The 25765-nt window shown below is 66.2% G+C and carries 28 protein-coding genes and 2 tRNA genes; 20 read left to right on the top strand and 10 right to left on the bottom strand.

Annotated features, from left to right (window positions below):
• Nucleotides 1-456: 456 nt before the first annotated feature.
• Nucleotides 457-532, bottom strand: a tRNA-Arg gene (locus tag ACFOY2_RS14495).
• 800 nt (nt 533-1332) lie between these two features.
• Between ACFOY2_RS14495 and ACFOY2_RS14490 the strand changes: the two genes are divergently transcribed.
• Entirely contained in the window at nt 1333-2418 is a 1086-nt protein-coding gene (locus tag ACFOY2_RS14490) for a D-alanyl-D-alanine carboxypeptidase family protein (RefSeq protein ID WP_379528501.1), read from the top strand.
• Here the strand turns inward: ACFOY2_RS14490 and mscL are convergent.
• From mscL to ACFOY2_RS14460, 6 genes are all read right to left on the bottom strand, one after another.
• The gene (mscL, locus tag ACFOY2_RS14485; protein ID WP_379528500.1) at nt 2415-2816 is read right to left on the bottom strand and encodes a large conductance mechanosensitive channel protein MscL; all 402 of its coding nucleotides are present in this window, start codon (nt 2814-2816) and stop codon (nt 2415-2417) included. The genes ACFOY2_RS14490 and mscL overlap by 4 nt on opposite strands.
• Nucleotides 2817-2839: 23 nt before the next feature.
• Complete coding sequence (locus ACFOY2_RS14480; RefSeq protein WP_379528499.1) at nt 2840-3442, bottom strand: RcpC/CpaB family pilus assembly protein; 603 nt, start codon at nt 3440-3442, stop codon at nt 2840-2842.
• The gene (locus tag ACFOY2_RS14475) at nt 3439-4239 is read right to left on the bottom strand and encodes an S-methyl-5'-thioadenosine phosphorylase (RefSeq protein WP_379528498.1); all 801 of its coding nucleotides are present in this window, start codon (nt 4237-4239) and stop codon (nt 3439-3441) included. The genes ACFOY2_RS14480 and ACFOY2_RS14475 overlap by 4 nt, the downstream gene beginning before the upstream one ends.
• Nucleotides 4240-4480: 241 nt before the next feature.
• On the bottom strand, nt 4481-4786 hold the full coding sequence (locus ACFOY2_RS14470; RefSeq protein ID WP_379528497.1) for an FmdB family zinc ribbon protein: 306 nt from the start codon (nt 4784-4786) through the stop codon (nt 4481-4483).
• 68 nt (nt 4787-4854) lie between these two features.
• Nucleotides 4855-6360: a potassium/proton antiporter gene (locus tag ACFOY2_RS14465; protein ID WP_379528496.1), complete on the bottom strand. Its 1506-nt coding sequence runs from the start codon at nt 6358-6360 to the stop codon at nt 4855-4857.
• A 23-nt stretch (nt 6361-6383) separates the two neighbouring features.
• Nucleotides 6384-6953, bottom strand: coding sequence for a 5-formyltetrahydrofolate cyclo-ligase (locus tag ACFOY2_RS14460; RefSeq protein WP_357825620.1), 570 nt, complete (start codon nt 6951-6953; stop codon nt 6384-6386).
• Nucleotides 6954-6977: 24 nt separating this feature from the next.
• Between ACFOY2_RS14460 and galU the strand changes: the two genes are divergently transcribed.
• The 7 genes from galU to ACFOY2_RS14425 all read left to right on the top strand — a co-directional run bounded on the left by galU (nt 6978) and on the right by ACFOY2_RS14425 (nt 11538).
• Nucleotides 6978-7880, top strand: coding sequence for a UTP--glucose-1-phosphate uridylyltransferase GalU (gene galU / locus ACFOY2_RS14455; protein WP_379528495.1), 903 nt, complete (start codon nt 6978-6980; stop codon nt 7878-7880).
• Nucleotides 7867-9054 carry a molybdotransferase-like divisome protein Glp gene (gene glp / locus ACFOY2_RS14450; RefSeq protein ID WP_379528494.1) on the top strand — a complete coding sequence of 396 codons (1188 nt, stop codon included), beginning with the start codon at nt 7867-7869 and terminating at the stop codon, nt 9052-9054. Before galU ends, glp begins: the two co-directional genes overlap by 14 nt.
• Nucleotides 9051-9527 carry a cyclic pyranopterin monophosphate synthase MoaC gene (gene moaC / locus ACFOY2_RS14445; protein WP_379528493.1) on the top strand — a complete coding sequence of 159 codons (477 nt, stop codon included), beginning with the start codon at nt 9051-9053 and terminating at the stop codon, nt 9525-9527. The genes glp and moaC overlap by 4 nt, the downstream gene beginning before the upstream one ends.
• Nucleotides 9524-10006 (top strand): MogA/MoaB family molybdenum cofactor biosynthesis protein, encoded by a 483-nt coding sequence (locus tag ACFOY2_RS14440; protein WP_379528492.1) that lies wholly within the window; start codon nt 9524-9526, stop codon nt 10004-10006. The genes moaC and ACFOY2_RS14440 overlap by 4 nt, the downstream gene beginning before the upstream one ends.
• A 46-nt stretch (nt 10007-10052) precedes the next feature.
• On the top strand, nt 10053-10706 hold the full coding sequence (locus ACFOY2_RS14435) for a GNAT family N-acetyltransferase (RefSeq protein ID WP_379528686.1): 654 nt from the start codon (nt 10053-10055) through the stop codon (nt 10704-10706).
• Nucleotides 10707-10830: 124 nt separating this feature from the next.
• Nucleotides 10831-11415, top strand: coding sequence for a divisome protein SepX/GlpR (sepX, locus tag ACFOY2_RS14430; protein WP_379528491.1), 585 nt, complete (start codon nt 10831-10833; stop codon nt 11413-11415).
• 49 nt (nt 11416-11464) lie between these two features.
• A tRNA-Ala gene (locus ACFOY2_RS14425) sits at nt 11465-11538 on the top strand.
• Nucleotides 11539-12436: 898 nt separating this feature from the next.
• On the opposite strand, the gene ACFOY2_RS14420 is transcribed toward ACFOY2_RS14425, so the two are convergent.
• Nucleotides 12437-13018 carry a MarR family winged helix-turn-helix transcriptional regulator gene (locus ACFOY2_RS14420; RefSeq protein WP_379528490.1) on the bottom strand — a complete coding sequence of 194 codons (582 nt, stop codon included), beginning with the start codon at nt 13016-13018 and terminating at the stop codon, nt 12437-12439.
• Here ACFOY2_RS14420 and ACFOY2_RS14415 point away from each other — a divergent pair.
• The 8 genes from ACFOY2_RS14415 (at nt 12990) to ACFOY2_RS14380 (ending at nt 21061) form a co-directional block, all read left to right on the top strand.
• Nucleotides 12990-13862 (top strand): NmrA/HSCARG family protein, encoded by an 873-nt coding sequence (locus tag ACFOY2_RS14415; protein ID WP_379528489.1) that lies wholly within the window; start codon nt 12990-12992, stop codon nt 13860-13862. The two genes, ACFOY2_RS14420 and ACFOY2_RS14415, sit on opposite strands and share 29 nt — an antisense overlap.
• Nucleotides 13838-14842 (top strand): aldo/keto reductase, encoded by a 1005-nt coding sequence (locus ACFOY2_RS14410; protein WP_379528488.1) that lies wholly within the window; start codon nt 13838-13840, stop codon nt 14840-14842. The genes ACFOY2_RS14415 and ACFOY2_RS14410 overlap by 25 nt, the downstream gene beginning before the upstream one ends.
• A 321-nt stretch (nt 14843-15163) precedes the next feature.
• The gene (locus ACFOY2_RS14405; protein WP_379528487.1) at nt 15164-16207 is read left to right on the top strand and encodes a WD40 repeat domain-containing protein; all 1044 of its coding nucleotides are present in this window, start codon (nt 15164-15166) and stop codon (nt 16205-16207) included.
• A 593-nt stretch (nt 16208-16800) separates the two neighbouring features.
• The gene (locus tag ACFOY2_RS14400; protein ID WP_379528486.1) at nt 16801-17577 is read left to right on the top strand and encodes a hypothetical protein; all 777 of its coding nucleotides are present in this window, start codon (nt 16801-16803) and stop codon (nt 17575-17577) included.
• A gap of 303 nt (nt 17578-17880) precedes the next feature.
• A complete protein-coding gene (locus ACFOY2_RS14395) occupies nt 17881-18402 on the top strand; it encodes a hypothetical protein (protein WP_379528485.1) in 522 nt (173 codons plus the stop codon).
• Between the two features lie 301 nt (nt 18403-18703).
• Nucleotides 18704-19651, top strand: coding sequence for an oxidoreductase (locus ACFOY2_RS14390; RefSeq protein WP_379528484.1), 948 nt, complete (start codon nt 18704-18706; stop codon nt 19649-19651).
• Between the two features lie 131 nt (nt 19652-19782).
• Complete coding sequence (locus ACFOY2_RS14385; RefSeq protein WP_379528483.1) at nt 19783-20034, top strand: hypothetical protein; 252 nt, start codon at nt 19783-19785, stop codon at nt 20032-20034.
• A gap of 100 nt (nt 20035-20134) precedes the next feature.
• Nucleotides 20135-21061, top strand: coding sequence for a hypothetical protein (locus ACFOY2_RS14380; protein WP_379528482.1), 927 nt, complete (start codon nt 20135-20137; stop codon nt 21059-21061).
• Nucleotides 21062-21287: 226 nt separating this feature from the next.
• On the opposite strand, the gene ACFOY2_RS14375 is transcribed toward ACFOY2_RS14380, so the two are convergent.
• On the bottom strand, nt 21288-21815 hold the full coding sequence (locus tag ACFOY2_RS14375) for an ROK family protein (protein ID WP_379528481.1): 528 nt from the start codon (nt 21813-21815) through the stop codon (nt 21288-21290).
• 122 nt (nt 21816-21937) lie between these two features.
• Between ACFOY2_RS14375 and ACFOY2_RS14370 the strand changes: the two genes are divergently transcribed.
• The 3 genes from ACFOY2_RS14370 (at nt 21938) to ACFOY2_RS14360 (ending at nt 24458) form a co-directional block, all read left to right on the top strand.
• On the top strand, nt 21938-22615 hold the full coding sequence (locus tag ACFOY2_RS14370) for a DUF6461 domain-containing protein (protein ID WP_379528480.1): 678 nt from the start codon (nt 21938-21940) through the stop codon (nt 22613-22615).
• 188 nt (nt 22616-22803) lie between these two features.
• Nucleotides 22804-23898, top strand: coding sequence for a hypothetical protein (locus tag ACFOY2_RS14365; RefSeq protein WP_379528479.1), 1095 nt, complete (start codon nt 22804-22806; stop codon nt 23896-23898).
• A gap of 11 nt (nt 23899-23909) precedes the next feature.
• A complete protein-coding gene (locus ACFOY2_RS14360; protein WP_379528478.1) occupies nt 23910-24458 on the top strand; it encodes a hypothetical protein in 549 nt (182 codons plus the stop codon).
• A gap of 73 nt (nt 24459-24531) precedes the next feature.
• Here the strand turns inward: ACFOY2_RS14360 and ACFOY2_RS14355 are convergent, their stop codons facing one another.
• Nucleotides 24532-25179, bottom strand: a complete 648-nt coding sequence (locus ACFOY2_RS14355) for a TetR/AcrR family transcriptional regulator (protein ID WP_379528477.1) — start codon at nt 25177-25179, stop codon at nt 24532-24534.
• A 117-nt stretch (nt 25180-25296) separates the two neighbouring features.
• Between ACFOY2_RS14355 and ACFOY2_RS14350 the strand changes: the two genes are divergently transcribed.
• Complete coding sequence (locus ACFOY2_RS14350) at nt 25297-25686, top strand: VOC family protein (RefSeq protein ID WP_379528476.1); 390 nt, start codon at nt 25297-25299, stop codon at nt 25684-25686.
• Nucleotides 25687-25765 lie beyond the last annotated feature (79 nt).

Below are 25765 nucleotides of genomic sequence, written 5' to 3'. Positions count from 1 at the left end.
GGTCGCGGGTTTGATCGTCGCTCCGGTCGCTGGGGTGGCCCGCTGCTGGTTCGCGTACCGGACGGCTGTGCGCCGGGAGGAAGAGCACACACGGAGGGTGGAGTTGGCGGTGGGGTGCACCGACGGGGCCCACAGGGCCGCAGTGGTGCGGGCCGCTCACCGGCTCGCGCCTGTGACCACCGGCCGCCGACGCGCTCCGTGAGCTGGCTCAGCGACGGGTGCGTAAGAGTGTGGGTCGCCCCCTGGGGGGAACCGATCACCCGCACGACCTCCAGTTTGATCTCCGACAGCAGCACGCACCCTAGGGGCCAGCGCTTCGACGATGCACGCCTGCACGGGAAGGCATTGGGAAGGATCAGCCGGAGATGATCAGAGACGGCCAGACACCACCGGACACATAGAAAGCCCTTAGCTCGCGTTTCCGCTGGTCAAGGGCGCTTTGCTGCTGGTCGGACCTGGTGCCCCCGGCAGGATTCGAACCTGCGGCACCCGCTTTAGGAGAGCGGTGCTCTATCCCCTGAGCTACGGAGGCGGACTCCTGTAAGCCTAGCGAAAGTCTGGCACTGCGTGGGACATGGGGCCGGGGTGAGTTTGGTGGGGTGGGTTATGGCTGCTCTGAGCTGCGGTAAAGCCATGACAAGTGATCAGATTTTTGCGCGTCGTACGTCGGTAGCGTCTGCGTGTGACCAGGAGGCGATGCAGGCAGGTGCGGCGGCGGCCCGTTGTGTTGTTCGGGGCGTTGTTGGCCCCGGCGATTCTTGCCGGGGGGTTGTTGGCCGGGGAGATGGGAGGGATTGGGGCGTTTGGGGGTGTTGCTCGGGTGACAGGTGGGGGTGTTGCTCGGGCGGCTTGGGGGTTTGAGCCGGTGTTGGTGCCGGCGCCGGCGCGGCCGGATCGGGTTTATGAGGGGAGTGTTCCTGCTCCGGTTCGGGAGGTGTCTCAGGCTCCTGTGGTGGATCTGAAGGAGGAGGGCACCGGGGGTGTTTCGGAGGTTGAGAAGCCCTTTACGCCGGCTCCTGTGCCCACTCGGGAGGCGTGTGCGGGGGAGTGGGAGGGGACCTGGTTGGGGGAGTTGTGCCGGGACCGGGAAGAGGCCACAGGGGAGGAGGGGCAGGGTGCTGGGGAGGGGTTGTTGCTTGGACTTTGAGCCGGGCTGATCTGGAGCTCCAGGTGGCGATGGGTGGGTGGGATTTGGCTGGTCGCGGGGGTGGTCGCGCAAAGTGGGTTTTATGTCTCATAACGGCTCTCTCGAGTTCGGTCCGGACACTCCGGAGGCTGTAGTAACGTGCGTGCCTGACCTGGGTAACGAGTTTGCATACGGAGGAGTCGAACGTGCCTGCCCCTCGATCAGCGGGTCTGATCGCGGTTGTTTTGGCGGTGGCTTCTTTTTTTGTGCCCCTCGCGCCGGTACAGGCCAAGGTGGCCACGCGGCTGCAGGTGCAGGAGCAGCGGGATCCGTCCAGTCTGAGTGAACTGCGGAAGGAAGCTGAGCGGTCGGCCAAGGAGCTGGAGGCGGCCTCCAACGCCCTTAAGAAGCGGCAGGAGACCATGGAGGCCTCCGAGAAAGAGCTCAAGACGAAGCTGGCGGCGCTGCAGGAGATGGAGCAGCGCCTCGCGGTCATTCGGCAGCCGGTGTCGCAGATGGTGGAGTTGTTGTACGCACAACCGCTCGGGTCGTCCGACAACATCATGCTGTTCCTGACTGAGGACGCGGACCAGGGGACGCTGCGGGCCATGTCTGATGCGACCCAGATGGTGGTCGTACGGCAGCAGGCTGTAGAGCAGACCTCCAAGCTCTACAAGGAGACCCAGCGGCTGGCCGCCGAGGCGCAGGAGCTTCGGGCTGGGAATCTGCTGGCCGAGGCGCAGCTCGCCGCCGAGGTCGATACGTTGCGGCAGCGGTCTGACAAGATCGTGAAGTCGTTGACGGCGGCGCTGGTGAAGCTGGGCATCAAGATTGACAAGGTCGGGCGGGCTGCGCTGGGGTGCAACCCGCTACGGGCGGCGACGGCCGACGACTATCCCAACGGGCTCATTCCGAAGAGCATGCTCTGTCCGTTGCAGCAGAAGGGCTTCAGCCTGAGGGCCGACGCCACGATCGCGTTCGTGAGTCTGAACGAGGCCTATCGCAAGCGGTTCGGGAAGTCGATGTGCGTTACCGATGCTTATCGCAATCTCGCCGCGCAGCAGTCGGTTTACTACCGGCGGCCGGGATTCGCGGCTGTGCCGGGGCGGAGCAATCACGGGCTCGGGCTGGCTGTGGACCTGTGTGGTGGGGTTGAGCGTTCGGGGTCGGCGGAGTTCGTGTGGATGGAGAAGAACTCCAAGAGGTATGGATGGTTCCATCCGTCCTGGGCCTACAGCAGCCCGTTCGAGCCGTGGCATTGGGAGTACGACCCCAAGATCGAAGTGCTCTAGGCTGCCACTCCCACCTCGGCGCTGCAGAAGGCGCAGCGGGAGGCGGCCTTGGGGATTTCCGACAGGCATTCAGGGCAGTCGCGGGTGGTCGACTCGACCTTGGCGGCGTTGCGTTCCCTGAAGTGTGTGTACGGCTTGACCACCAGGAAGTAGACCACCGCGGCGACCATCAGGAACGAGACGACCGCGTTGATGAAGTTGCCGTACATGAAGTTGGACTGGCCGATGGTGACCTTGAGCGAGGAGAAGTCGGGCAGGCCGCCGAACGCCGAGATGAGTGGAGTGAGCAGGTCGGCCACGAACGACTGCACGATCGCGTTGAAGGCCGCGCCGATGACGACCGCCACGGCCAGATCGATGACGTTTCCCTGCATGAGGAACTTCTTGAATCCGTTCATGGAGAGGCATCGTAGCTGAGCCTTTACTGTTGGTTAGTTTCTATGGTGATCGCCAGGTGGCCGTGGGCTTGGGCGGCAGCCAGGGCCGCGGCTTGGGCCGGGGTCGTTCCCAGGACGACCAGGGCACCGCGTTCGTTGCCGGTCGTGGACTGCCTGGTGGATGCGGGGATGGTGATGACCGTCACGCCCTCTGCGACGGGGTGGGCCGCCATGGGGTTGCCCTCGCTCATCGTGGCCAGGACGCTGATCGTGGAGCCGGGGGAGAGCAGAGCGGCGGCCGCCGGGTCGGATATGCGCACGGGTGTGGCGACCAGGCCCGGTGACAAGGGGAACGTGCGGAGCAGGCGGACGTCTGTCAACGGCTCTCCCTTGCGCATGGGGGTGGCCAGGATCTGGCCGGACGCGGTGGTGCGTACCGCTCCTGCCGGTGGGTGGTTGAGCGGGACGGCGCGCAGGTCTCCCGGGCGGAGAGGGCCGGGGGACAGGTCGCGGGTCGCCACCAGGGCCGTGGTGACGGGGGTGGCTGGGCGGATGGCGAAAAAGGTGGATATGACGGCCAGGGCGGCCAGGGCCGCCGCCAGGAGGCGGCGGCGACGGGCGTAGCGGCTCAACCAGGACTTGATCACGGTAGCTCTAGGGAGAATCCGTCGAGGGCCGAGACACAGGGGCAGGTGCGCTTGTCCGGAAGCGCCTGGACGGTGTCGGACACCAGAGTGCGCATGCGGGTGACGTTCTGGGCGAAGAACTCCAGGACCTCGTCGTGCGTGACGCCCTGGCCGGCCTCCACTCCGGCGTCGTGGTCGGTCACGAGGGAGAGCGAGGTGTAGCAGAGGGCCAGCTCTCTGGCCAGGATCGCCTCGGGGAAGCCGGTCATGCCGACGATCGACCAGCCGTTGCCCGCATACCACTGTGACTCCGCCCGCGTGGAGAAGCGCGGGCCCTCGATGACCACCAGGGTGCCGCCGTCGACGGTCTCCCAGCCGCCCTTTCTGGCGGTCTCCACGGCCGCGGATCGGCCTGACGGGCAGTAGGGGTCGGCGAAGGAGACGTGGATCGCGCGGTCGGCGTCATAGTAGGTCTGCACGCGGCCTGAGGTGCGGTCTACCAGTTGGTCGGGGATGACCATGGCGCCGGGGCCGTACTCGGCTCTGAGGGACCCTACGGCGCTCGGCGCGAGCACCTGGCGGACGCCGAGCTTGCGCAGCGCCCAGAGGTTGGCGCGGTAGGGGATGCGGTGGGGCGGGAAACGGTGGTCTCGCCCGTGTCTGGGGATGAATGCGACGGAACGCGAGCCGATGTGCCCGACCGTGACGACGTCGCTCGGGGGGCCGTAAGGGGTGTCGAGTTCGATCTCTTCCGCGTCGTCGAGCAGGGAGTAGAAGCCCGAGCCGCCGAGGACGCCGATGTCTGCGCGAGTGACCATGGCCGAGAGGGTAGCCGGATCGGCGGGGCGGCCAAGGGGGCAGAACGCGGTTCTGTGGATAAGTGTGGTGGGCCGAACGCGGTTCTGTGGATGACCAGGCGACTGGGTTCAGGGCGCGAACGGGGTGCTGAAGCGCCGCCCACGGCAGGCGCTCCGGGCAAGGAAGCGGCCGTGGCGCCGACGGGAGGCGGCACCGCGATCAGCGGTGCACGCCGCCGCCACGGTTCGAACGTGCGGAAAGTCAGTTGGGGGCGGCCGCGGGAGCTGGGGCCGCGGCCGGGGTGGTCGAACTGCCGGAGTCGGACGACTTGCCCTCGGCGGGCTTCGACGAAGCCGAAGCCGAAGGGGACGCGGCGGGAGCCGTCGAGGAGGACCGGTTGTCGGTCTTGTAGAACCCCGAGCCCTTGAACACGATGCCGACGGCGGAGAACACCTTGCGCAGGTTGCCCTGGCAGCCCGGGCAGACCGTCAGCGCATCGTCGGTGAACTTCTGGACGACTTCGAGCTGCTCACCGCAGTCGTTGCAGGCGTACTGGTAGGTCGGCACGCGCTCCTCCTTCTTGCTCTGGCACTCGAGCGATGCGACTGCTAATGGTAACCGATTAGGTCAAACGGCTATTCCAGTCCCCGCTCGCCGTACCATCCGGCCAGCTTGCCGCTGCGGCTCACGGCGCGGAGGCGGCGTTCGACCTGGTCGCGGCAGGCTGCGGTGGTGACCAGCAGGAGCTGGTCGTTCACCCTGATCCTGGTGGTGCTGCCGGGGACGAAGGATTTGCCGTCGCGTACGACGAGGGTCACCGCGGCCCCGGAGGGCAATCGGAGCTCGAAGACCTCCACGCCGTGCAGGAGCGAGCCGGGCGGGACCTTGACCTGAAGGAGGTCGGCTTTCAGCTCTTCGAGAGGCGCCGACTCCACGGAGAGGTCGTGGGCCTCGGCGGGCGCGCCCACACCGAGGACACGGGCCGCGAAGGGCAGCGTCGGCCCCTGGAGCAGGGTGAACACGACGACGATCACGAAGACCTGGTTGAAGATGTTCTCGGAGCCCTCGACCCCGGCCGCCCAGGGAATGGTCGCGAGCACGATGGGGATCGCTCCGCGCAGCCCGGCCCATGACAGGAACGCCTGCTCCCGCCAGCTCACCATGCCCAGCCGCATGGCCCAGGAGATCAGCGAACTGGCCAGCACCGACAGCGGCCGTGCCAGGAGCACCAGGACAGTTCCGGTGATCAGGCCGGGGACGATCGCCGACGGCATCGCCTCCTGGCTGGCCAGCATGCCCAGCATGACGAACAGTCCGATCTGCGCCAGCCACGCTGCGCCCTCCGCGAACCCCCTGGTCGCGGCCCGGTGCGGAAGGCGTGAATTGCCCAGGATCAACGCCGTGAGGTAGACGGCCAGGAAGCCGGATCCGTGCAGCAGCACGGCGCCGCCGTACGAGACGAAGGTGAGGGCCAGGACGGCGAGGGGGTAGAGGCCGGAGGCGGGCAGGGCGACGCGGCGCAGCGCGTACGCGCCGGCGGGGCCGACGGCGAGGCCCACGGCGGCGCCGATGATCAGTTCGACCGAGGTCTCCAGCAGGAACGTTCCCACGGTCGCCGGCGCCTGCGACGCGCCGCTGAGCAGCATCACGGCGATCACCGTGGGCGCGTCGTTGAAGCCCGACTCCGCCTCCAGAACGCCCGCCAGCCGCGGCGGCAGCGGCAACCGGCGCAGTACGGAGAACACGGCGGCGGCGTCGGTCGAGGCGAGCACCGCGCCGAGGATCAGCGCCGTGGACCAGCCGATTCCCAGGATCGCCTGGACGGCCAGGGCCAGCACGACGATGCTGATCGTCACGCCCACGGTTGCAAGGATCAGGGCGAGGGGGACGGAACGCCGCACATGCGACCAGTTCGTGGTGAGACCGCCCTCGGCCAGGATCATCGCCAGCGCCGTCAGTCCGATCTGCTGGGCCAGGTGAGGGTTCTCGAAGGGGATGCCGAACCCGAAATCCCCCAGAATCAGGCCGAAGCCCAGGAACAGGAGGAGGCTGGGCAGACCGCTGCGATGCGCGATGCGTACGGACACGATGGCCGCGATGACGATCACGGCACCAAGAAGGAGCCAGACATCAAGCGTCATCTGGCCCCCTCTTGTACGTGCGTTCACATAAGCCTAGTGAGTCCCTGAGGTGTCATCGCATAACGCACCTGACGGTCGTGCGGCTCCGTGGGGATGCCGTCGATCAACTCGCCGTCGTGCAGCAGGGCCACCGTGGGGACGTTCGGGCCGACTCTGGCCAAGGCACGATCGTACGAGCCGCCGCCGCGGCCGAGGCGCATACCGGTCCGCCTGTCCACCGCCAGCGCGGGCACGATCACCAGGGCGGCGGTGCGGACCGCGTCGACGCCTCGGCGGGTGTCGACGGGTTCCATGATGCCGAAACGGCCGGGGGCGAGCGTTCCTGGCCCGTCGTACACTGCCCAATCCAGGTCATTGTTCTCAAGCAGCACGGGCAAGATAACGGTGGCTCCATGTTTCCAGAGAGCGAACACGAGCCCGTGCGTGTCCGGCTCTGACCCCGTTGACCAGTAGCAGGCCACCAAACCGGCCATCTGAACCCACGGCTGGTCGAGCAGAGTTTCGCGGACCTTGATGGCGTTTGACCGGAGTTGTTCGGGGGAGAGGGAGGCGCGCGCCGCGCTCACCTCGCGACGCAGGTTCAGCTTGTCCACAGGTCCCTCCACTAGGGTCTACTCATGGCTGACTTCGACCCTGTGACGAAAGCCGTCGTGCCCGCCGCGGGTCTGGGCACCCGGTTTCTCCCGGCGACCAAGGCGACACCGAAGGAGATGTTGCCCATCGTCGACAAGCCCGCGATCCAGTATGTCGTCGAGGAGGCAGCCTTCGCTGGGCTCCTCGACGTGCTGATGGTCACCGGCAAGAACAAGCGGTCCATTGAAGACCATTTTGACCGCGCGTTCGAGCTGGAGGAGGCCCTTGAGGCCAAGGGCGACGAGCAGCGGTTGTCCCAGGTTCGCGAGCCGGCGTCGCTGGCGACGCTTCATTACGTACGGCAGGGCGAGCCCAAGGGGCTCGGCCACGCGGTGCTGTGCGCCAAGCATCATGTCGGCGACCACCCGTTCGCCTGCCTGCTCGGCGACGACCTGATCGACCACCGCGACCAACTGCTCAAACGCATGATCGAGGTGCGTGCGACGTTCGGCGGAAGCGTGATCGCGCTGATGGAGGTGCCCAGGGAGCAGGTCTCGCTGTACGGTGTGGCGACCATCGAGGCGACCTCCGAGGACGACGTCGTGCGGGTGACGGACCTGGTGGAGAAGCCGCCGGTCGACGAGGCGCCGTCCAATTGGGCGATCATCGGGCGTTATGTGATCGATCCCGCGGTGTTCGAGGTGCTGGAGAACACGCCGCCGGGGCGCGGCGGCGAGATCCAGCTCACCGACGCGCTGCGCACGCTCGCCGGGCGCGGCTCGGAGGAGGGCGGGCCGGTGCACGGGGTGCTGTTCAGGGGGCGGCGTTACGACACCGGTGACAAGCTTGACTATTTGCGGACGGTGGTGAAATTCGCCGCTGATCGGGAAGATCTGGCGCCGGATTTCGTGCCATGGCTGCGGGAGTTCCTCGATGAAATCGGTTGACGCGCACCTGGCCGACATCCTGGCCACTGTGCGTCCGCTGGCGCCGCTGGAGCTGGAGCTGGAGCAGGCGTTGGGGACGACGCTGGCCGAGGAGATCACCTCGCCGGTGCCGTTGCCACCGTTCGACAACTCGGCTATGGACGGCTACGCCGTTCGTTCTGCCGATATTTCGGATATTCCGGTTACGTTGCCGGTGATCGACGACATCGCGGCCGGGTCCGTGGAGCCGCTGGCCGTGGGGCCAGGGCATACCGTGCGGATCATGACCGGGGCGCCGATGCCCACGGGCGCCGACGCCGTGGTGCCGGTGGAGTGGACCGACGGTGGGACGGTCTCCGTGCGGATCGATCGTCCCGTCACGGCCGGGAACGCGATCCGCCGGGCCGGCGAGGACGTGCAGGCCGGCGATGTCGTGCTCGAAGCGGGCACGGTGATCGGGCCCGCGCAGCTCGGGATCATCGCCGGGGTGGGACGGCGGCGCGTGCTGGCCCGGCCCCGGCCCAGGGTCGTCGTCATCTCCACGGGCGCGGAACTGGTCGAACCGGGCCTGACGCTGGTTCCAGGGCAGATCTGGGATTCCAACAGCTTCACCCTGACGGCCGCCGTCCGCGAGGCGGGTGGCGACGGGTTCCGCGCGGGGTCGGTCGGGGATGATCCGAGCGTACTGCTCGATCGGCTCGACACCCATCTGGTACGTGCCGACGCGATCATCACCAGCGGCGGCGTGTCCATGGGGGCTTATGAGCCGGTCAAGGAGGCTCTGTCGCCGCTTGGCACGGTTCGTTTTGAGAAGGTGGCGATGCAGCCGGGGATGCCGCAGGGGTTCGGCGTCCTGGGGGACGATCGGGTGCCGATCTTCGCGCTTCCCGGGAATCCGGTGTCGTCCTTCGTGTCGTTCATGCTGTTCGTACGTCCGGCGCTCGACAAGATGCGCGGACTGCCCGAGAGCACGCAGGAAACGGTCACCGCACGCGTCACCAGGCATCTGCGCTCGCCCGAGGGGCGGCGGTCGTACCTGCGCGGGGTGCTGGCCCCCGACGGCACGATCGAGCCGGTGCACGGGCAGGGCTCTCATCAGCTCGCCGCTCTGGCCATGGCGAACGCGCTGATCGTGGTGCCGGAGGACGTCATCGAGGTGGCCGAGGGGGCTTCCGTGGAGGTGATCCGGCTTTGAGTGAGTTGACCCATATCGACGAGACCGGTGCTGCTCGCATGGTGGACGTCTCCGCCAAGGACGTCTCGGCCCGCTCCGCGACCGCCACCGGGCGGGTGCTGCTGTCGGCGGAGACGGTGGCGCTGCTGCGGTCCGGCGAGGTGCCCAAGGGCGACGCGCTGGGGGTGGCGCGGATCGCCGGGATCATGGGGGCGAAACGTACGCCCGATCTCATTCCGCTCTGCCATCCGATCGCGTTGCACGGGGTGAAGGTCACGCTGGACGTCGAGGACTGGGGCGTGGCGATCACGTGCCGGGTGAAGACGGCCGACCGTACGGGCGTGGAGATGGAGGCGCTCACGGCGGTCTCGGTGGCGGCGCTGGCCCTGATCGACATGGTCAAGGCGGTCGATCCCGGTGCGGTGATCACCGATGTGCGGGTGGAGGAGAAGCTGGGCGGGAAGACCGGGCGGTGGACGCGGGATTCAGCATGATCCGGGCACTGGTGATCACGGCCTCCAATCGCGCGGCAGCTGGGATATATGCGGATAAATCCGGGCCATTGCTGGCCGAGTTGCTGCGTGACGAGGCGGGTTGCGACGTCGTCGACGGACCCGTTGTGGTGCCCGACGGCGAGGCCGTCGAGGTGGCGCTGCGTGATGGGCTGGCGGGCGGTTACGACGTCATCGTGACGACCGGGGGGACCGGGTTGACGCCCACGGATCTGACGCCGGAGATGACATCGCGGGTAATTTCCCGGGAAATTCCGGGTATCGCCGAGGCTATTCGGCTGGCGAATCGGGAAAAGGTCCCCGCTTCCGTCCTGTCCCGTGGGCTTGCGGGACAAGCGGGCAAGACCTTGATCATTAATTTGCCTGGATCATCTGGCGGCGTACGAGATGGGGTCGCCGTACTCGCTCCGATTCTGCGGCACGCGGTCGACCAGATCCGAGGGGGAGATCACCCGCGCTGACCTCGATTCAATGACCCGTGGCGACATCGCGCCCGATAGGGGGATGATGAGAGGTGTGGATCGACTTCGCGGCTGGCCGGCGACCCTCAACGAAGGCCCGGTCGGCCTCCGGCCGCTGCGGCTGAGTGACGTACGTGTGTGGCGTGAGACCCGTTTGCGCAATGCCAACTGGCTGCGTCCCTGGGAGCCGAGCAATCCTGAAACGCCGCTGTTCAGGACCGGGCTCGGACCCTACATCTCCATGGTGGGCACGCTGCGGCGCGAGGCTCGGCAGGGGCTGGCGTTGCCGTGGGTGGTGACGTACGAGGGGCGGTTCGCGGGGCAGCTGACGATTGGGGCAATCGTGTGGGGATCTGCCCGTTCCGCGCAGGTCGGCTACTGGGTCGACGGGGCGCTCGCCGGGCGGGGCATCACCCCCACGGCTCTGGCCATGGCCGTCGACCACTGCTTTTTCACCACCGGATTGCATCGGCTGGAGGCGAACATCCGCCCCGAGAACCAAGCCAGCCGTAGAGTGGTTGAGAAGCTCGGATTCAGGGAAGAAGGCATTCGGCGTCGGCAACTCCACATCGACGGAGCCTGGCGCGACCACATTTGCTACGCGCTGACCGTTGAGGACGTTCCTGGCGGGCTGCTCGTGCAATGGCGTCGTGCACGTGAGTCAGCCGCTCACGGCGGGTCTCCTGTCGAAGAGGTTTGACGATCTCGCGACACACCGCACCGAATGCTCGTCAATTAGTGACACGCGGTCTTACGGTGCGTGACGTGAGCACATTGAAGACGCAACGAAGACACCTGCGTCTTCATGCTGCCCGGAGGTGGTCGTGAGCAGCGTCCTCCTCTATCTGGCCATCGTGGTGATGTGGCTGTGTGTCCTTATCCCGATGTGGCTGCGCAAGGACAAGACCAACCTCGCCGAGCTGGCCGAACTCGAAGAGTATTACACCGGCGAGCACCAACTGCCCGATCTCGACAATCTCGGCCCCTCCGACTCCGACGAGGACGACGGGGCGCCGCAGGCTGAGGCCGAGAAGGTCGACGTCCGCCAGTTCCGGCTCCGGCGCCGCGCCATCATCGTGGCCCGCCGACGCCGCCTGCTCTTCTTCACCGCCCTGCTGGTGATCGCCTCCGTGATCACGGCCGCGGTGAAGATGATCCCCTGGTGGGGGGTGGCGCCCTCTGTCGTCGTCACGCTGTCGTACATGGCGTTTCTCCGCATCGCCGTACAGGTGGACGGAGAACGCCGCGAACGGGTCCGTCAGGCGCGCGCTGAGCGACAGCGGCGGACACGCGAACAGCGCCGGGCCGCCGAGGCGGCGGAGGCCGAGATCATCGATTTCGCGCCGCTCCACGCGGACGTGCTCTTCGACCAGTACGCGGAGCCGCCCAGGCGGGCAGTGGGTGACTGAAACGGTGGCGCGAGGACCCTCAGGAGTTTGCTAATCTAGTCAAGTCCATGGGGATGTAGCGCAGTCCGGTAGCGCACTTCGTTCGCATCGAAGGGGTCAGGGGTTCGAATCCCCTCATCTCCACCCAGGGCCGTTCTTGAAACGGCTGGACTGAAGTTGACGGGATCCCGTCTGATCGTCACGATCAGGCGGGATCTTGTTGTTTCAGAGGTCTCCGAATCAGGTTCGTCCTGGTTTGGGAGCCGCGGAACAGGTGTCCGGGAAGGCCCGGGTGGTGTCAGGGCGCTGGTGGAGGTCGGAGTTCGCGTCGCTGGGCATGCCGACGCCGGCTCCGGGCTGGGTGGTGCGACACGGTGATCTTGATTGCGGGTTATGGGGCGGGTGGTGGCCTGCTTTGGACGTGAGCGGCGAGCGGTCGAGGCGCTCTGCTGGGATCTCGAAGATGTCGGCGGATGTGGCGGGCTCGTCTGGGGGCCGGCCGACGACGCCACCGCCGCTCAACTACGAGGGGTGATCGAGCGGCTGATCGCCGAGGGACAGCGGCTTCTTTTCAACTGTTGCACGGGGGTGGGCCCACGCCTCTCGTGCGGCACGCCTATGGACAGGCTCGACTCGCAAGGACCCGCGCCCTTGACGGACCGACCCGAACGTCGGGGGCGAGTCCCGCATGGGTTCAAAGATGGGGGAGAGCGGCCGTGGACCCGGCCGGAGGGCTCTCCGCACCCAGAACGCACATGGTCGCCCACGAACACGAGGCCGCTATCCGAACGCCCTGCCCCTTCACGGCGATCCGATATGCAGGTCAGCCAGGTGCGGAAGGAGAACCCTCAGATCATGATCTCTGCACTCGAAGCATGATCATCGGCGGGGCTCATCAGTGCCGACTTGTGATCGGCACGGACTTCGTGCCAGAACCAGCTTGTCATGGCCGCCGTCAGCCAATCGCCGTGATGATGGCGGCGGCGTCATCTGGAAACCAGCTCCAACCTCGCGGCCACCTTGAAGCGATGGCACGGTTGGGTCAGCGTTCGACTTCGTCATTGTCTGCTGCCATCAGTACGCGTCGCAGCAGGGAGGTGAGGGTCTGCTGCTCTGGGGCCGAAAGAGGCCGGAGAAACCGCCGTTGTGATTCCTCGGCGGCAGGCCGTAGCCGCTCTAGGAGCGTGCGCCCGGAGTCGGTGAGCTCAACTCTGTGTCGGCGCCGGTCACAGGGATCCTGGGCACGGGTGAGGTAGCCGCGCTTTTCCATGTGGTCGATGCGGCTCACCAGGTGGCTCTTGTCGAGATCAAGCGAGTCCGCCAATTGCTGCTGGGACAGCGTGCCGAAGTCGTCCAGCGCCGTGAGGACAGCGTGATCGAGAGAGGCAAGGCCTTGTTCCTTCAGCACATCCTCGAGGTGGCGGCGACCGATTTTGGATGCCTGCGCCGCCAAGTACGAGGGCAGGGCCAGCAGCGTTGGTGGTCTGGCATTGGAAGCCTTCATGACCACCATGGTAGCTAGGGATAACTGTTGCAATCTGCTACAGTTGCCAACACCATCAAATAATGCACCGTCCGCTGAAAGGAACAGATTCATGACGGCAGAAGGAACGATCTTCGTCATCGGCGCGACCGGCCGACAGGGCGGAGCCGTCGCGCGGGAACTACTGCGGCGAGGCAGGCCGGTCCGGGCACTCACACGCACGCCCGACTCGCCCGCTGCCAAGGACCTCGCCGCCCAGGGGGCAGCCGTCGTCCACGGAGACCTCGAGGACCCGGCCTCACTACGGGATGCCATGGCCGGTGCGCACGGCGTATTCAGTGTGCAGACCTTTCTGACCGACGCCGGCCTCGACGGTGAAGTTCGGCAGGGCAGGGTCGTCGCCGAGGCAGCCAAAGAGCTGAACGTGGCGCATGTGGTCTACACATCGGTGGACGGCGCGGAGCGAGACAGCGGCGTGCCGCACTTCGAGAGCAAGTGGACAATCGAGCGTCACCTCCAGGCGCTGAAGGTGCCTACAACGGTGTTGCGCCCTGTCTTCTTTATGGAGAACTTCGTATATCAACCTCCGCAGTCGATCGACGGGGTTCTGACGGTGCGCCTGGCACTGCCAGCGCGTCGACCGCTGCAAATGATCGCTACGGCCGACATCGGGGCGGTGGCAGCGGACGCGTTCGATCGACCCGAGGAGTACATCGGGCAGGCGGTGGCACTCGCCGGTGATGAGCTCACCGGGCCCGAGATCGCCGCGGCCTTCGAAGAGGCGACAACGATCCCGGCAAGCTACGAGGAACAGCCCTTGGCCGAGATCCGGGGGTTCAGCGAAGACCTGACGCTCATGTTTGAATGGTTCGACAGCTCCGGCTACCAGGCCGATATCGCTGAACTGCGCGAGCGGCATCCTGGGTTGAGGACGCTGCGGGACTGGCTTCGGGAGACCGCATGGCAACCGGCCACCGGCAACTGACGCAGGGGTTTCTCATGAAGCAGCGCAGACTCGGAACCCTCAGCGTGCCGGCCATCGGCCTCGGTTGCATGGGCATGTCGGCCTTCTACGGGGCTACAGACGAACGTGAGGCGGTCGCCACCATCCATCGAGCCCTTGACCTCGGCTGCACCTTTCTCGACACCGCCGAGATGTACGGGCCGTTCACCAACGAAGAGCTGATCGGCAAGGCGATCGAGGGCCGGCGCGATGACGTTCTCCTCGCTACGAAGTTCGGTGTCGGTACGCCGGACAACCCCGGGCTTGACGGCTCCCCGAAGAACGTACGGCGGGCGATCGAAGGATCGCTGCGGCGCCTCAGGACCGATCACGTCGATCTCTATTACCTGCACCGCGTGGACCCCCACACGCCGATCGAGGAGACCGTCGGCGCCATGGCCGAACTCATTCGAGAAGGCAAGGTCGAGGGTATCGGGCTTAGCGAAGCCTCGGCCCAGACTCTGCGCCGGGCACATTCGATACACCCGATCACGGCACTCCAAACCGAGTATTCGCTATGGACCCGCCACGTCGAGGACGAGATCCTGCCGACCTGCCGCAGCCTCGGCATCGGGTTCGTCGCCTACTCCCCGCTCGGACGCGGTTTCCTGGCTGATCGCTTCGCCTCAGCGGACGAGATCGCACCGGACGACGTACGAGCCCACAACCCACGCTTCCAGGGCGAGAACTTCGAGCTCAACAAGAGGCTCACTGCCAAGGTTCGCCTAATCGCGGAGCAGAAGGGTTGTTCACCGGCACAACTCGCTCTCGCATGGCTGCTCGCTCAAGGAAAGGACATCGTCCCGATCCCCGGTACCAAACGCCGGACCTACCTCCAGGAGAATCTCGCAGCGGCCGACGTCGAGTTGACCGTCGAAGACCTCACGAGTATCGATGCGCAGCTACCAGCGGCGGCCGGTGACCGTTACCCAGCGGCCGCGTTGGGCACGATCGATCACTGAATGCTTTCGTGCGCCCAGTAGAGCAGGAGGTGAAGCCGTGACGTAGCGGTCAGCTCGTCGTCGCTTGCCGGTGGAAGTCCGGTCCGGGTAGCTGCCAGGAGGCCCGGTAGCAGGCTGGCGGTTTCGTCTGGAAACGGGCGGGGGTCTAAGCACAGCGTCAAAACCCCTGCAATATAGGGGGAGCGACGGTGCGGTCCGTAGCATGAAGCGAAGCCTGCGGCGTCGTTACTCAGCCCGCCCTTTTGGGTGGGACAGGGGAGTGCCGAGCCTCTCGAAACCGGGGCGAAGGCCATGGACGCGGTTTCTACTACAGTCTTGATCATGGCTTCCTTCTCCGTCAGCCGGTCCAGCACGAATCCCTGGGAAAGGTCGATCTGGGACTTCGACATCGTCCAGGTGGGCGGGCGGCCGCTGATCGTCTGCGTCGACTCCAGCGACTCGGTGTACACGTGGGACCCGCTGGAGGACCGCTGGGACAGCTACCAGATGGACATGCCGTTCCGGCCAGAAGACAGATATGACTTCATCGATGTGTACGCGGTCGGGGCCGCCGTCCTGGACGGCCGGATCGTGGTCGGCGGGGGCTCGGACCACCAGCCGTTCGCACAGTGGGACCTGGAGACCGGCGCGGTGGAGATTTCCGCGGACACCACGCATGCCGCTCTCAACATGGTAATCGGGATTGAGATGGACGGACGGCCGATGCTCGTCGGCGCTGACCAGAGCACCAATCCCCGCGTACGTGTGTATGACGTCGAGCGGCGCGAGATGTACGCCGAACTGCTCGGCGCGCATTCCGACGGCATCGGCGGTCTGGCGTCGGGAACGCTTGGGGAGCGGCCGGTGCTCCTCTCCAGCAGCTGGGACGGAAGCCTCGAGGTATGGGACCTCCGGGAGAAACGCAGCCTCGTCCAGTCCGCAAAAACGGGTCCCAGCTTGATGGGAGCCACCCTGGTGCCGGTGAACGGACGACCGCGCATTGTCGGAGCGGAGGGTCACGCGGTCTGGCTCGTCGATCCCGAGACGGGCGAAGAGGATGAAGCGCTCGCCTGGCCAGCGGAGATCACCGAGCGGATCGAGGAGGGTGAGTTCGAAGACGACTTCACGTGCATAGATGCCGGGCTCGTCGGCGGGCGTCCATTGGCGGTGACGGGCTCGGAGGAGGGCCGGGTCTGCGCCTGGGATCTGGAGGAAGGCCGCATCATCGGCGAGCCGCTCATCGAGCACGAGGGCGAGGTCTCCGCCGTCCGCCTCACCGATCTGGATGGCCGGACTGTTGCGATCACGGCAGGACGAGACGGCCAGCTGAGCCTGTGGGACCTCCAAGTCCCACAGATCGCGGCAGCGCCAAGCCACAGCCGCTGACGCACAAGCTTGGCCTGCCGAGCATCTCCCGGGAAACGATCGCATCGAAGACGGGAAGCGATCTTTAATAGCGTCCCTTCCCTGCTGGCCAACGCCACTCGTGAACACCCCACGAGGAAGATGCAGGTGAGAAAGGTCTTCGGAGTGATCCGGGGGCCCTTTTCCCATGTCCGGAAGTCGATGGGAGCCAATCGGGGAGCCATCTCAGTCGGACTCTCTACCCGTGTCGGCTGTCGCCGAAGATGGTGTTCATCGTGTGGGCGCCCTTGGTGATTACCGGCCGGAGTTGGTGCCGGTAGGCCGCTTCTGTGATGCTGGTGCCCGCGTGCGCGACGAGATCGGTTCGGACACCCCAGGGCGGCTCATCGGGGAGAGGCCAGTGATCCTCCTTTCAGCGGCGGTGTAGATGAACCTGGCGCGTGGTTGAAGCCGCACTCAGCCGTTGGCCATCAGTGCATGACTCCTTGATCGGTTGCTGCTGTGATCGCAGCGAGACCGACACATGCGAAGATCGCCGCTTCGGCCTGTGTCGACGGAATTACCGGGCCCATCGCGAGGAGAAGCATCACTTTATGAGGCGATGGACGACGGTCGTGACGCTCACCGTGACCGGGTTAGCACTCTACGGTGCCCCCGCCGTCGGCGCGGCCAAGGCCGGCGACCCGGTCGCGGCGATCCAGCGACAACTGGTCAAAGGACATGGCGTGCGGATCACCGAATACAGCACGTTCAACTCGGGCCCGACCTCAGGCTGGGAGCGCTTCAAGCCGACGAAGGGTGTCGTCGGATTCGGTGACGGCGAAGTGGCGGCGACCGACCTGTGGGACCTTCAACTGGGAGTGGCAGGCGTTCGGGATATCTGTATCGGCGAACGCATTTGGGAGTACGACCCGAAAGCCAAGCGGCCGAACGGCAAGAAGTGGGTCACCTTCAAGCACCCCTGCGTACTGCGCCTGGAGACGGGATACCTGCGTTTGGACAAGCCGGACGTGCTCGCGGCCGTCCTGGCGACCACGACGACCACCAAGGCCTCGGATACCTACGACGGATCGCCCACGACCCTCCACGAAGGATCGATCTCGTTCCGTCAGCTGTGGAATGTCAGGCCGGATCTGCGCGGCGGCTCTTTGAAGGATGAACACGCCGACTGGGAAATCGATTGGCGGCTGTGGATCGGCAAGGACGGCCTCGTACGCCGTGCCTGGTCCAGGTGGCGGGAGCCGGCAGGAGATAAGTGGAAGGGCGTCACCGATGGCCAGGGCTGGTTCGGCTTCGCCAACGACGTCCGCTACTCGGACTGGGGAATGGAGCTCACCATCAAGCCTCCGCCCGCCGCTCAGACCATCGCCTTCAACAAGCTGAAGCACTGAGTGACGAACTAACACGGGCGCTGCATCCAGTGCGGGAAGCGATCTTCTGGGTACCTACCCCACCCCAGGCCGACCCTATTCGTGAACGCCCCCACCCAGGGCCGTTCTTGAAACGGCTGGACTGAAGTTGACGGGATCCCGCCTGATCATCGAGATCGGGCGGGATCTTGTCGTTTCAGGGGTTTCCGAATCGGGTTCGTCCTTTTGGGGTTCGAGAGTCGGCGAGACGAGTGGCTCGGGTGCTGTCACGCGGTCGTGTGCTTCGTTTGACGTGCTGACCGGGGAGCACGAAGATCGCCTGGCATGGGATGGAACACTTCCGCGCTGTTCGTACATGGGCGGTCGATTGACGAGGTCGTTGGCGCTCTGCCGGACGATGCCGATTTCGCGCCGAGCGGTGAGCGGTTGAGCGCCGATTACGCATGGAGTCACAGTCCTGGTCAACGCCTGTATCTGGCCGCAACGAATGGCTGGTGCCAGGTGTGGGACACGGACCAGCGAATCGCGCCCGACGTTGACCGGCGGCTCGAGTCCGGCGCGCTCGGGACGCTCAAGGGCACTCGAGCCTTGGCGGTCCTGTTCTCCAGCGTGTCGAGCATTTACGGGCTGTGGCTCTATGACGACGGCACGCTGGTCCGGGGCATCGTCTTTCACAATGGCGAGCCAGTGGTGGATGTGGGCGCGCCGCTGCCGGTGGAATCCCAGGTCGAAATCCCGTCGTGGGGTCCCGATGAGGACTTCCTGTGGGCAGCGATCAACGACGTGACCGGACTGACGGCCGATATCGATCAGCTCTTCGAGGTGTACGAGCTCGTGAGGCGTTGACGTTCGCCGGCCCGTCAATCGCCGGAGGCGTCCAAGCCTGCGACCCCTATATGTATGCCAGGGTTTCCCGACCTGATCAACGGCAGGCAGAACCATCCGTCGCGGTATCCGGTCCCCTCGCGCAGGCACGACACCGGCGACACCTTGTGGCGATATGCCCTCTCGAACGCCTTGCGGCGAAAATGCCCAAGCCTTCGACGACCGCGCCGATGACCGCTTCACGCCGGACATGGACGATGCCACCCCGAAAAGGGGGCATGCTCAATGGCACGTATCGACATCCCCCCGTGAGGTGGCAACCATGGGCACCCCTCTCCCTTGGACCTTGAGCGACATTCCCGACCAGTCCGGCCGAATCGCGATCGTGACCGGGGCCAACAGCGGCATCGGTTACGTCACGGCCGGTGAACTGGCCCGCCGCGGCGCCCACGTCGTACTGGCCTGCCGAGATCTGGAACGTGGCCGGGCCGCCCTCGCCCGCATGCGGGACGAAATGCCGCAGGCAAGCCTGGACCTGCGCCAGGTGGACCTGTCCCGCCTGGCCTCCATCCGCGAGTTCGCGGCGGCGTGGGACCACGACCGGCTGGACCTGCTGGTCAACAACGCCGGTATCGCGATGGTGCCGTACGCGCGGACCGCTGACGGGTTCGAGTCCCAGTTCGGCGTCAACCACCTGGGCCCCTTCGCCCTGACCGGCCTGCTCCTGCCGCACCTGCTCGCCGCACCGGACCCGCGCGTGATCGCCGTCAGCAGCATGGCGCACCGTTTCGCCCGCTTCGACCTGGACAATCTCAACGCCGAACGCTCCTATCGCCCGGCCTTCCACTACGGCCGCACCAAGCGGGCCACCCTCTACTTCGCCATGGAACTGCAGCGCAAGGCAGAGGCCGCCGGGCTGACGCTCCGCAGCATGGCCGTCGAGCCCGGGTTCACCCGTTCCAACGTGCTGACCGGCGGCCCCAACAGCGACCGCGGGCGGCTGTACCTGGCCGCCACCCGTTTGATCCTGCGCGTGGCCTTCCGCCCGACACCGGAGGGTGCGAAGACCTCCCTGTACGCGGCGACCGTCCCCGACCTGCCCGGAGGCGCCTACATCGTGCCTGACGGGCCGCTGCAGATCCACGGCGAGCCGACACGCCGCACCGGCGAGCCCGCCCTCCACGACACCGAAACGGCGCAACGCCTCTGGCAACTGTCGGAACGCCTGACCGGCGTCACGTACGATCTCCCGGCCATACGGAGCCATTGACCTTCCGAGCAGGGCTCGGGCACCGGACGAGACCTTCGCCCGAGCCCTGCTCGAAGCCGGCCGAGGACCGATGGCGCCCGGGTGCTTCGTGGTTTCCCGACGGTCGGCCGACAACCAGCCAGGAACCCATCATGACCACGCTCGAACGCACCCTCGCCAAAGCCCTCACCGAGATCGCTATCGGGCTTGATCTCAGTGAAGACGATGCCATCGCACCGGAGGCCACGATGAAGGTGCTCCAGCCGGTGATCACTCTCCGGCAGGACCTCCCCGAGCAGGACCGGCAAGCCCTCGCCGAACTGATCAACCAGTACGCGCAGGAGGAAACCGACCCCGAGTTGACGGTCTGGGAAGCGCCCGAAACCCTGGGTCTCCTGGTCTGAAAGTCTTGAGTGTCTGTTTTCAGTAGGTGGCCCGATGACCAGGACATCGAGTCGTAGCGTTCACCGGGAATCGCAACGACTCGATGGCAGAATTCGACCCATGCCCGCACAAGATCCGCACATTCACCTGCTGCAGGCTGCCCGGTCGCTCGCCGAATGCGAGTTCCTGCTTCGGCGGTTCAGCCAGGCGGCCCCTGACCTGATCGCCCAGGCTCGCCACCACTGCGACCAGGCCGAGCAGGGACCGCACGAAGACGCCGAGACTGCCGCCACTCTTGCGATCCTGCGTGCAGTGGCCTCGACCTTCGCCCTTCGGCATGTGGTGCTGGAGGACGTGTGCTGCGATTTCGACGATGACGACGGAACGCTGCTCAACGGGTTGGGAATGCATGACAGCAAAGGCGTGAGCCGTCCGCTCGCCGAGGAAGCCGTCCTCACCGCAGAGGCGGCCCTTGCCGCGGACCCCCACGACGCCCTCATGCCGCTCTACCTGGGCCATGCCCTCACCTGGACGGGCGACCAGAACGCCGCAATCGCCGCCTACCAGGAAGCCCTACACCGCGCACCCGACGACCATTGCGCCCGTTCCGCCCTCTCCTACCTTCATGCTCCGCCCGCTAAAGGGCCTCAGAGCGAGACGAGTCACCCCCGCCACGCCTTCGCGCTACTGCGCAGCGCCTACTGGATCAACAACAACGAATGGGAGGACGCCCTCGTCCTGTTCACCTCCGTCGCCGACGTTCGCAAGCACCTGGCCGCCGCCCTCGGCCCCGGCCCCAACGCCGGCTCCCGATCCCACTGCCTGACCGGTGAAGTCCTGGACGATGAGGGTGCGGAGCTGACCCTGCACATCCACCGCCCCGGCCACCCCACTGCCAAGTACGACCTGAACGCTCGTCTCCACGAGAACACCGAGACCACGTCCATCGACTGGACCGGCGTCCCAGTGGACGAGTTGCTGGAACCGCCTCTCCCACCCGGCCGCCCCCTTCGTCTCCACTCCAGAGTCTGCTTCCCCCACGACTGAACCGGGGAAGAAAACGGGCGGGCCGTCTTCCTGACCTCTCTTCACCAACCCGCCCCCGAACGGGCGCCCGCCGGCCGCTTTGGCCGCGGAGGGTCGCTGGCCGGCTCCTTCGAAGGGTTCGCCCAGCAGCTCGCCTCGGCCACCGACCTGGGGCTCATCCCCCGACCCGGACGCCGTCCGCACCGCCTGGGAAGACGCCGCCGCGCCCGACTGGGCGGGCCCGGCACTATGGCTTGCTCGGCATGCTGGCGTCGCGGTCGAGCCTCCGGGTGCTGCTACTTCTCACCGACATTACAAACCCGATCAGCCCCCGAGTGCTGCCCAAACTGACCGAAACGCTGCTGCTACTTACCAGCAAAATCATGTCGGCGACAGTCCGCTGAACACGACCGGCCAGTTCGTCACCTCTGGCAGAACCAACATGATTGTCCAGCACAACAAGCTCAGGATCGAGAACGGTGCAGATAGAAGCGACCCCCAAAGCGATCCGCCGCGCCAACTCATCAAGAAAGGCCGCCCCCTCCGTGCTCCCCGCAGCGGCCGCTACGCTCTGCGCGGCATCCTCGGCAGCGATCCGGTGCCTCTTGGCCAGCTCCTGCACCCCCCGCCAGCCCACCAGGGCCTGGAAGGCAGCACCCACCTCATGACGGCTGCGATCAAAGCCACCGTCGCTCGCGGCCGCGCCGGGGACAGGCATCCAACCGAGCTCACCAGCCGCTCCCGCAGTCCCCCGCAACAGTTGGTCGCCCACCATGACGTCCCGTCTGATCATTGAGGTCAGGCGGGAGCTTGTCGTTTCAGGGGATGGTCTGTCCGGTTCCGCCGCGCCTCTGGGATGATCTCGACGATCCGTTCCCGCCGAGTAAGGGGCCCTGCTTGAACACCGGACAGCCGCCGACCGCCGATCTGCGCGAGCACTACCGGCGACTGATGAGCAGCACGCGGTGGCTCCGCGTAGGCATGTGCTGGACGGCGGTGGTCCCCGACGACGGGCGAGCGTTCACTTTGGAGCAAGTCGCCGCCCGGCTTGCCGGGAACACGCGCTACGGGCTGCACGAGCCGGTGCCGCTCGACGCCGTCGGGCCGCCCGAACACGACGCCTACCCCGTGCTCGTCGACGGGTTCGGCTCGACCACCATTCTCTTCGAGTGGGACTACCTCGGGGCAAGCCCTGCTGTGCTCCGGCGGCTCAGTGAGGGAGCGCGCGTCTACAGCGCCTGGTGGAACGTCAACGCCGGCAATCTGTTGAGCTTCGCGGCCGGAGGCGACCTCATCTTGACGATCGACGCGCGCTTCCCCGGGCGGCAGGAACACCATGCCGGCCTGGCTCGATGGCCCGAGTTGCAGGCGATGACGGACTTCTTCGCCGAGCCCGCGTCCGAGGGCCTCGATGAGGATGAGGATGAGGACGACCTCGATGACCGCGCCGACTACGACTGGAGGGCCGCCTGTCTCGCAGTCATCGACCGCACCACCGGAGCGCGGCTGAGCGGCGAGTGGTTGGAGCAGCCGCATCCCTACGTGACGGTCCGCATGCCCGACGCGACCCGCTGACCCCTGAACGGTCAGGGCGACGGCCTCGCCCGGGGGCGTCGAAATTCCGGTCTGGGCGAGGGCGGAGCTCGTGTGGCGTTCGTGGCAAAGGGCGCTGGTGGCGGTGGGTCCATCACGGATGTGTGCGCTGGGCGACCAGGGCAGGGCATCCTGTGAACCTTGCGAAGGCCCGGTGCGTCGGAGATCACATGGAGGCCATCCCAGACAGGATCAGGAAAGCGACCGCCTTGATGCTTTCCCCGGCCCCGGCCGGAATCGCGCTGGTGCTGATCACGTTGCTCGCCCAGGCGCAGAGCTCACTGAGTTTGCCGGACCACGAGAATCCGCAGGAGATCTCGGCGGCGACGTGGCGTTCCGCGGCGAGCCAATCCGATACGGAGTTCAGCTACCAATTGATCAGCCTCGGCATATTCGCCGCGGTGGCCACCGTCGTGTTCGGGGTGCTGGTATGGGACGTACGGCGTGGCCCGCGCCGGCCGACATTGCTGTTCGCGGTCGCCACCGGGTCGACCGCTGTCTATGTGGCCATGCTCTGGCAGGCATTCGTCATGGAGCCGCCGGGAACCCTGCTGGTGTCCGACGGCGGAGAAATGGATCACAGCATTTATCTGGAGCTGCCCGGTTGGTATGCCCCACTCCGCGGGGTCCCGGTCCTGGCCGGTGTGGTCGCACAGATATGGGGTCTCATTCTGCTGACCGGTAGGCACGGAGTGGAATGGTGGACCGCCCACCAGAAGCCGCCCGCCGAGGCGGACTCCCTGCCCCTGTGGATGAACCCGCCCCGCCAGTCGGCCTTGCTGATGCTGCTCACCCCGGCGTTGTTGCTGGTCTACGCCATGGCGAACTATCCCGGCGCCGTGGTCGGTCTGGCCATCGAACGCGGCGAACCCGACTTCCTTCCCGCTTCCTTCCTCCTCGACATGGAGGTCCACGTCGTGTTTTTCGGGATCACCGCAAGCCCTGTCGTTGTGGCGGGCGTGATCCTTTGGCGGCACCAAGCCCGTGAACGGCTGGCGGCCGGTTTGCTCGCCGGTCTCATCGGATGTCCCTACGCGATGGGATTACTGGACTCTGCCTTGCATTACAGCGACACAAGCTATTTCCACAATTACGTGGGCACGGGAATCATCACACCCTGGTGGCACGTGCCCGCGGTATCGGCAACCGGCCTCACCATTCTCCTCCTCCACCTGGCCAGCCTGGCCCTCCTCTTCCGGGTTCCCCGCGCAAGAGCCAGCCGCCGGCGGAGTTGGCTGGGCCGTCTTGGCTTGGGGTCTGATTAGGATGGCGTCCGATGAATGAGCCTGATGCGGCGAGTCGACGGTTCCTGGAGGTTCTGCGGGCTGAACCGGATTCTTGGTCCGGGCTGGCTTTCGCCCTCGCCGAGGATGACGACATCTGGGATGCCAACGCCGAACGTCGTGCGGCGGTGCTGGCGGCGATTCTGTTCGATCCGCGGGCCGGTGATCGGGCTTTGCTGAGGTTCCTGCTGCAGCAGGACATTCGGCAGGCTGAAGAGTTCTGGGGCGTGTCGGAAGAGTTGAGGCTCGGCCTGCTTTTGCTGGCCGAGCATCGCTGCGTGGATGATGCCTGGCTGCAGTGGAGTGCGAAGATCGCTAATTTCGACACGGAGATGGGCCTGGATCTGTGGGCTGTTCTGGCCGGCGGCGTGGTTGCGGTGCGGTCGATGGTGGCGGCAAGTGATCATCCTGAGCGCGACGAACTTCTGGAGCGTCTGGCTGCGGAGCCGTATGCCGATGCCACGGATGAGGATGTCGAGCGTTGGTTGCTGGAACAGCGCACTCGGTATTTCCGGGCTCCCGAGCGTCGTCCGTTGAGCTGACGTAGGCCAGGGACGCCATGGTGAGGTCTTGAGGTTCGGTATCCAGGCGACGACGTGATCCCGGCGAGTCACATCAGGCGGAGGCGTAGTCGGCCAGGGCGGGCTCCAGCAAGTCGAAGGCTTGGGTGGCTTCGGTGGCGATGGTGAGGGCGATCTGGTCGTTGGGGTGTCCGGCGAGGGTGAGGGTCTGGATGCGGTGAAACAGCACGCGGTGGACGGTGCCCAGCAGGGCGGCGGCGGTCTGCACGGTGATGTCGTCGGGCTGGGCGGCGGTGACGTCGGCGAGCATCTGGGCGAGGTGGTGTTCACGCTGGTCGTGCAGGCCGCGCAGGCAGGTGGTCAGGGTGGGGCTGTCGGCGATCATGCGGCTGAACTCCTGGCCGGAGAATCCGGCGACCGGGTCCTGAGCGGCCACGGAGTCGGCGAACGCGCGGCGCAGCGCGGCCAGCGCTGATTCCCCTGGGCGTCGTGCGGTGACGGCACGGGCCAGGGAGGTGGCGAACTCCTCCTGATGGTCCAGGGCCAGGTCTTCCTTGTGAGGGAAATAGTTGGTGACGGTCTTCTTGGCGACGCGGGCGGCGGCGGCGATCTCGGCGATGGTCGTCTGCTCGAAGCCCTGGGCGATGAACAGCCTGGTCGCATGGTCAGAGATGAGTTGCCGGGTCTCGTGCTTCTTGGTCTCGCGCAGCCCGGCGGCCGGAGCGGGAGTCTGGGTAGCCATGACGCAATCTTACCCTCGTAGCATTTTTATGTTGACACCCTTGGGGACCTTGGGCTAAATTTGCCTCCGTTATAAATTTATGACGATGGAACGCTGTATCTGAACCAGAGGAGATCCGTGCAGTTCATCGCTTCCACCGTCTCGCTGACGGTCGACGACGTCGCCGCCTCCCAGGCGTTCTTCACCACCTACCTGGGTTACACCGTCCAGCAGGCCGCCGACGGCTTCGCCTCCCTGTCGCGCGACGACGCGGTCGACATCGTCCTGCTCGCCCGCGGCATCGAGGTGCTGCCGCCCGAGCAGCGCGACCAGCGTGCCGGCGGCCTGATCCTCGCCTTCACCCTCGCCGGCGGCCTGGCTGAGCAGGAAAAGCGGCTGCGTGATGCCGGGGCGCGGATCACCATGCCGCTGCGCCAGGAGCCCTGGGGCGAAGCCTTGTTCCAGGTCACCGACCCCAACGGCGTGATCGTCCAGTTCGTCGAATGGGCTGCCCCTGAACACCGCTGACCCGCCCCGCGACCCGTCAGCGGTCGGTGTCGCGCACTCGCACGCGATAAACCCGTGGCGACGTCGGTGATCATCCCGC

This window comes from Nonomuraea purpurea, assembly GCF_042650645.1.
Classification (GTDB): Bacteria; Actinomycetota; Actinomycetes; order Streptosporangiales; family Streptosporangiaceae; genus Nonomuraea; species Nonomuraea purpurea.
The sequence above is the reverse complement of the archived record's forward strand: the minus strand, read 5'-3'. Positions and strand labels throughout refer to the sequence as shown.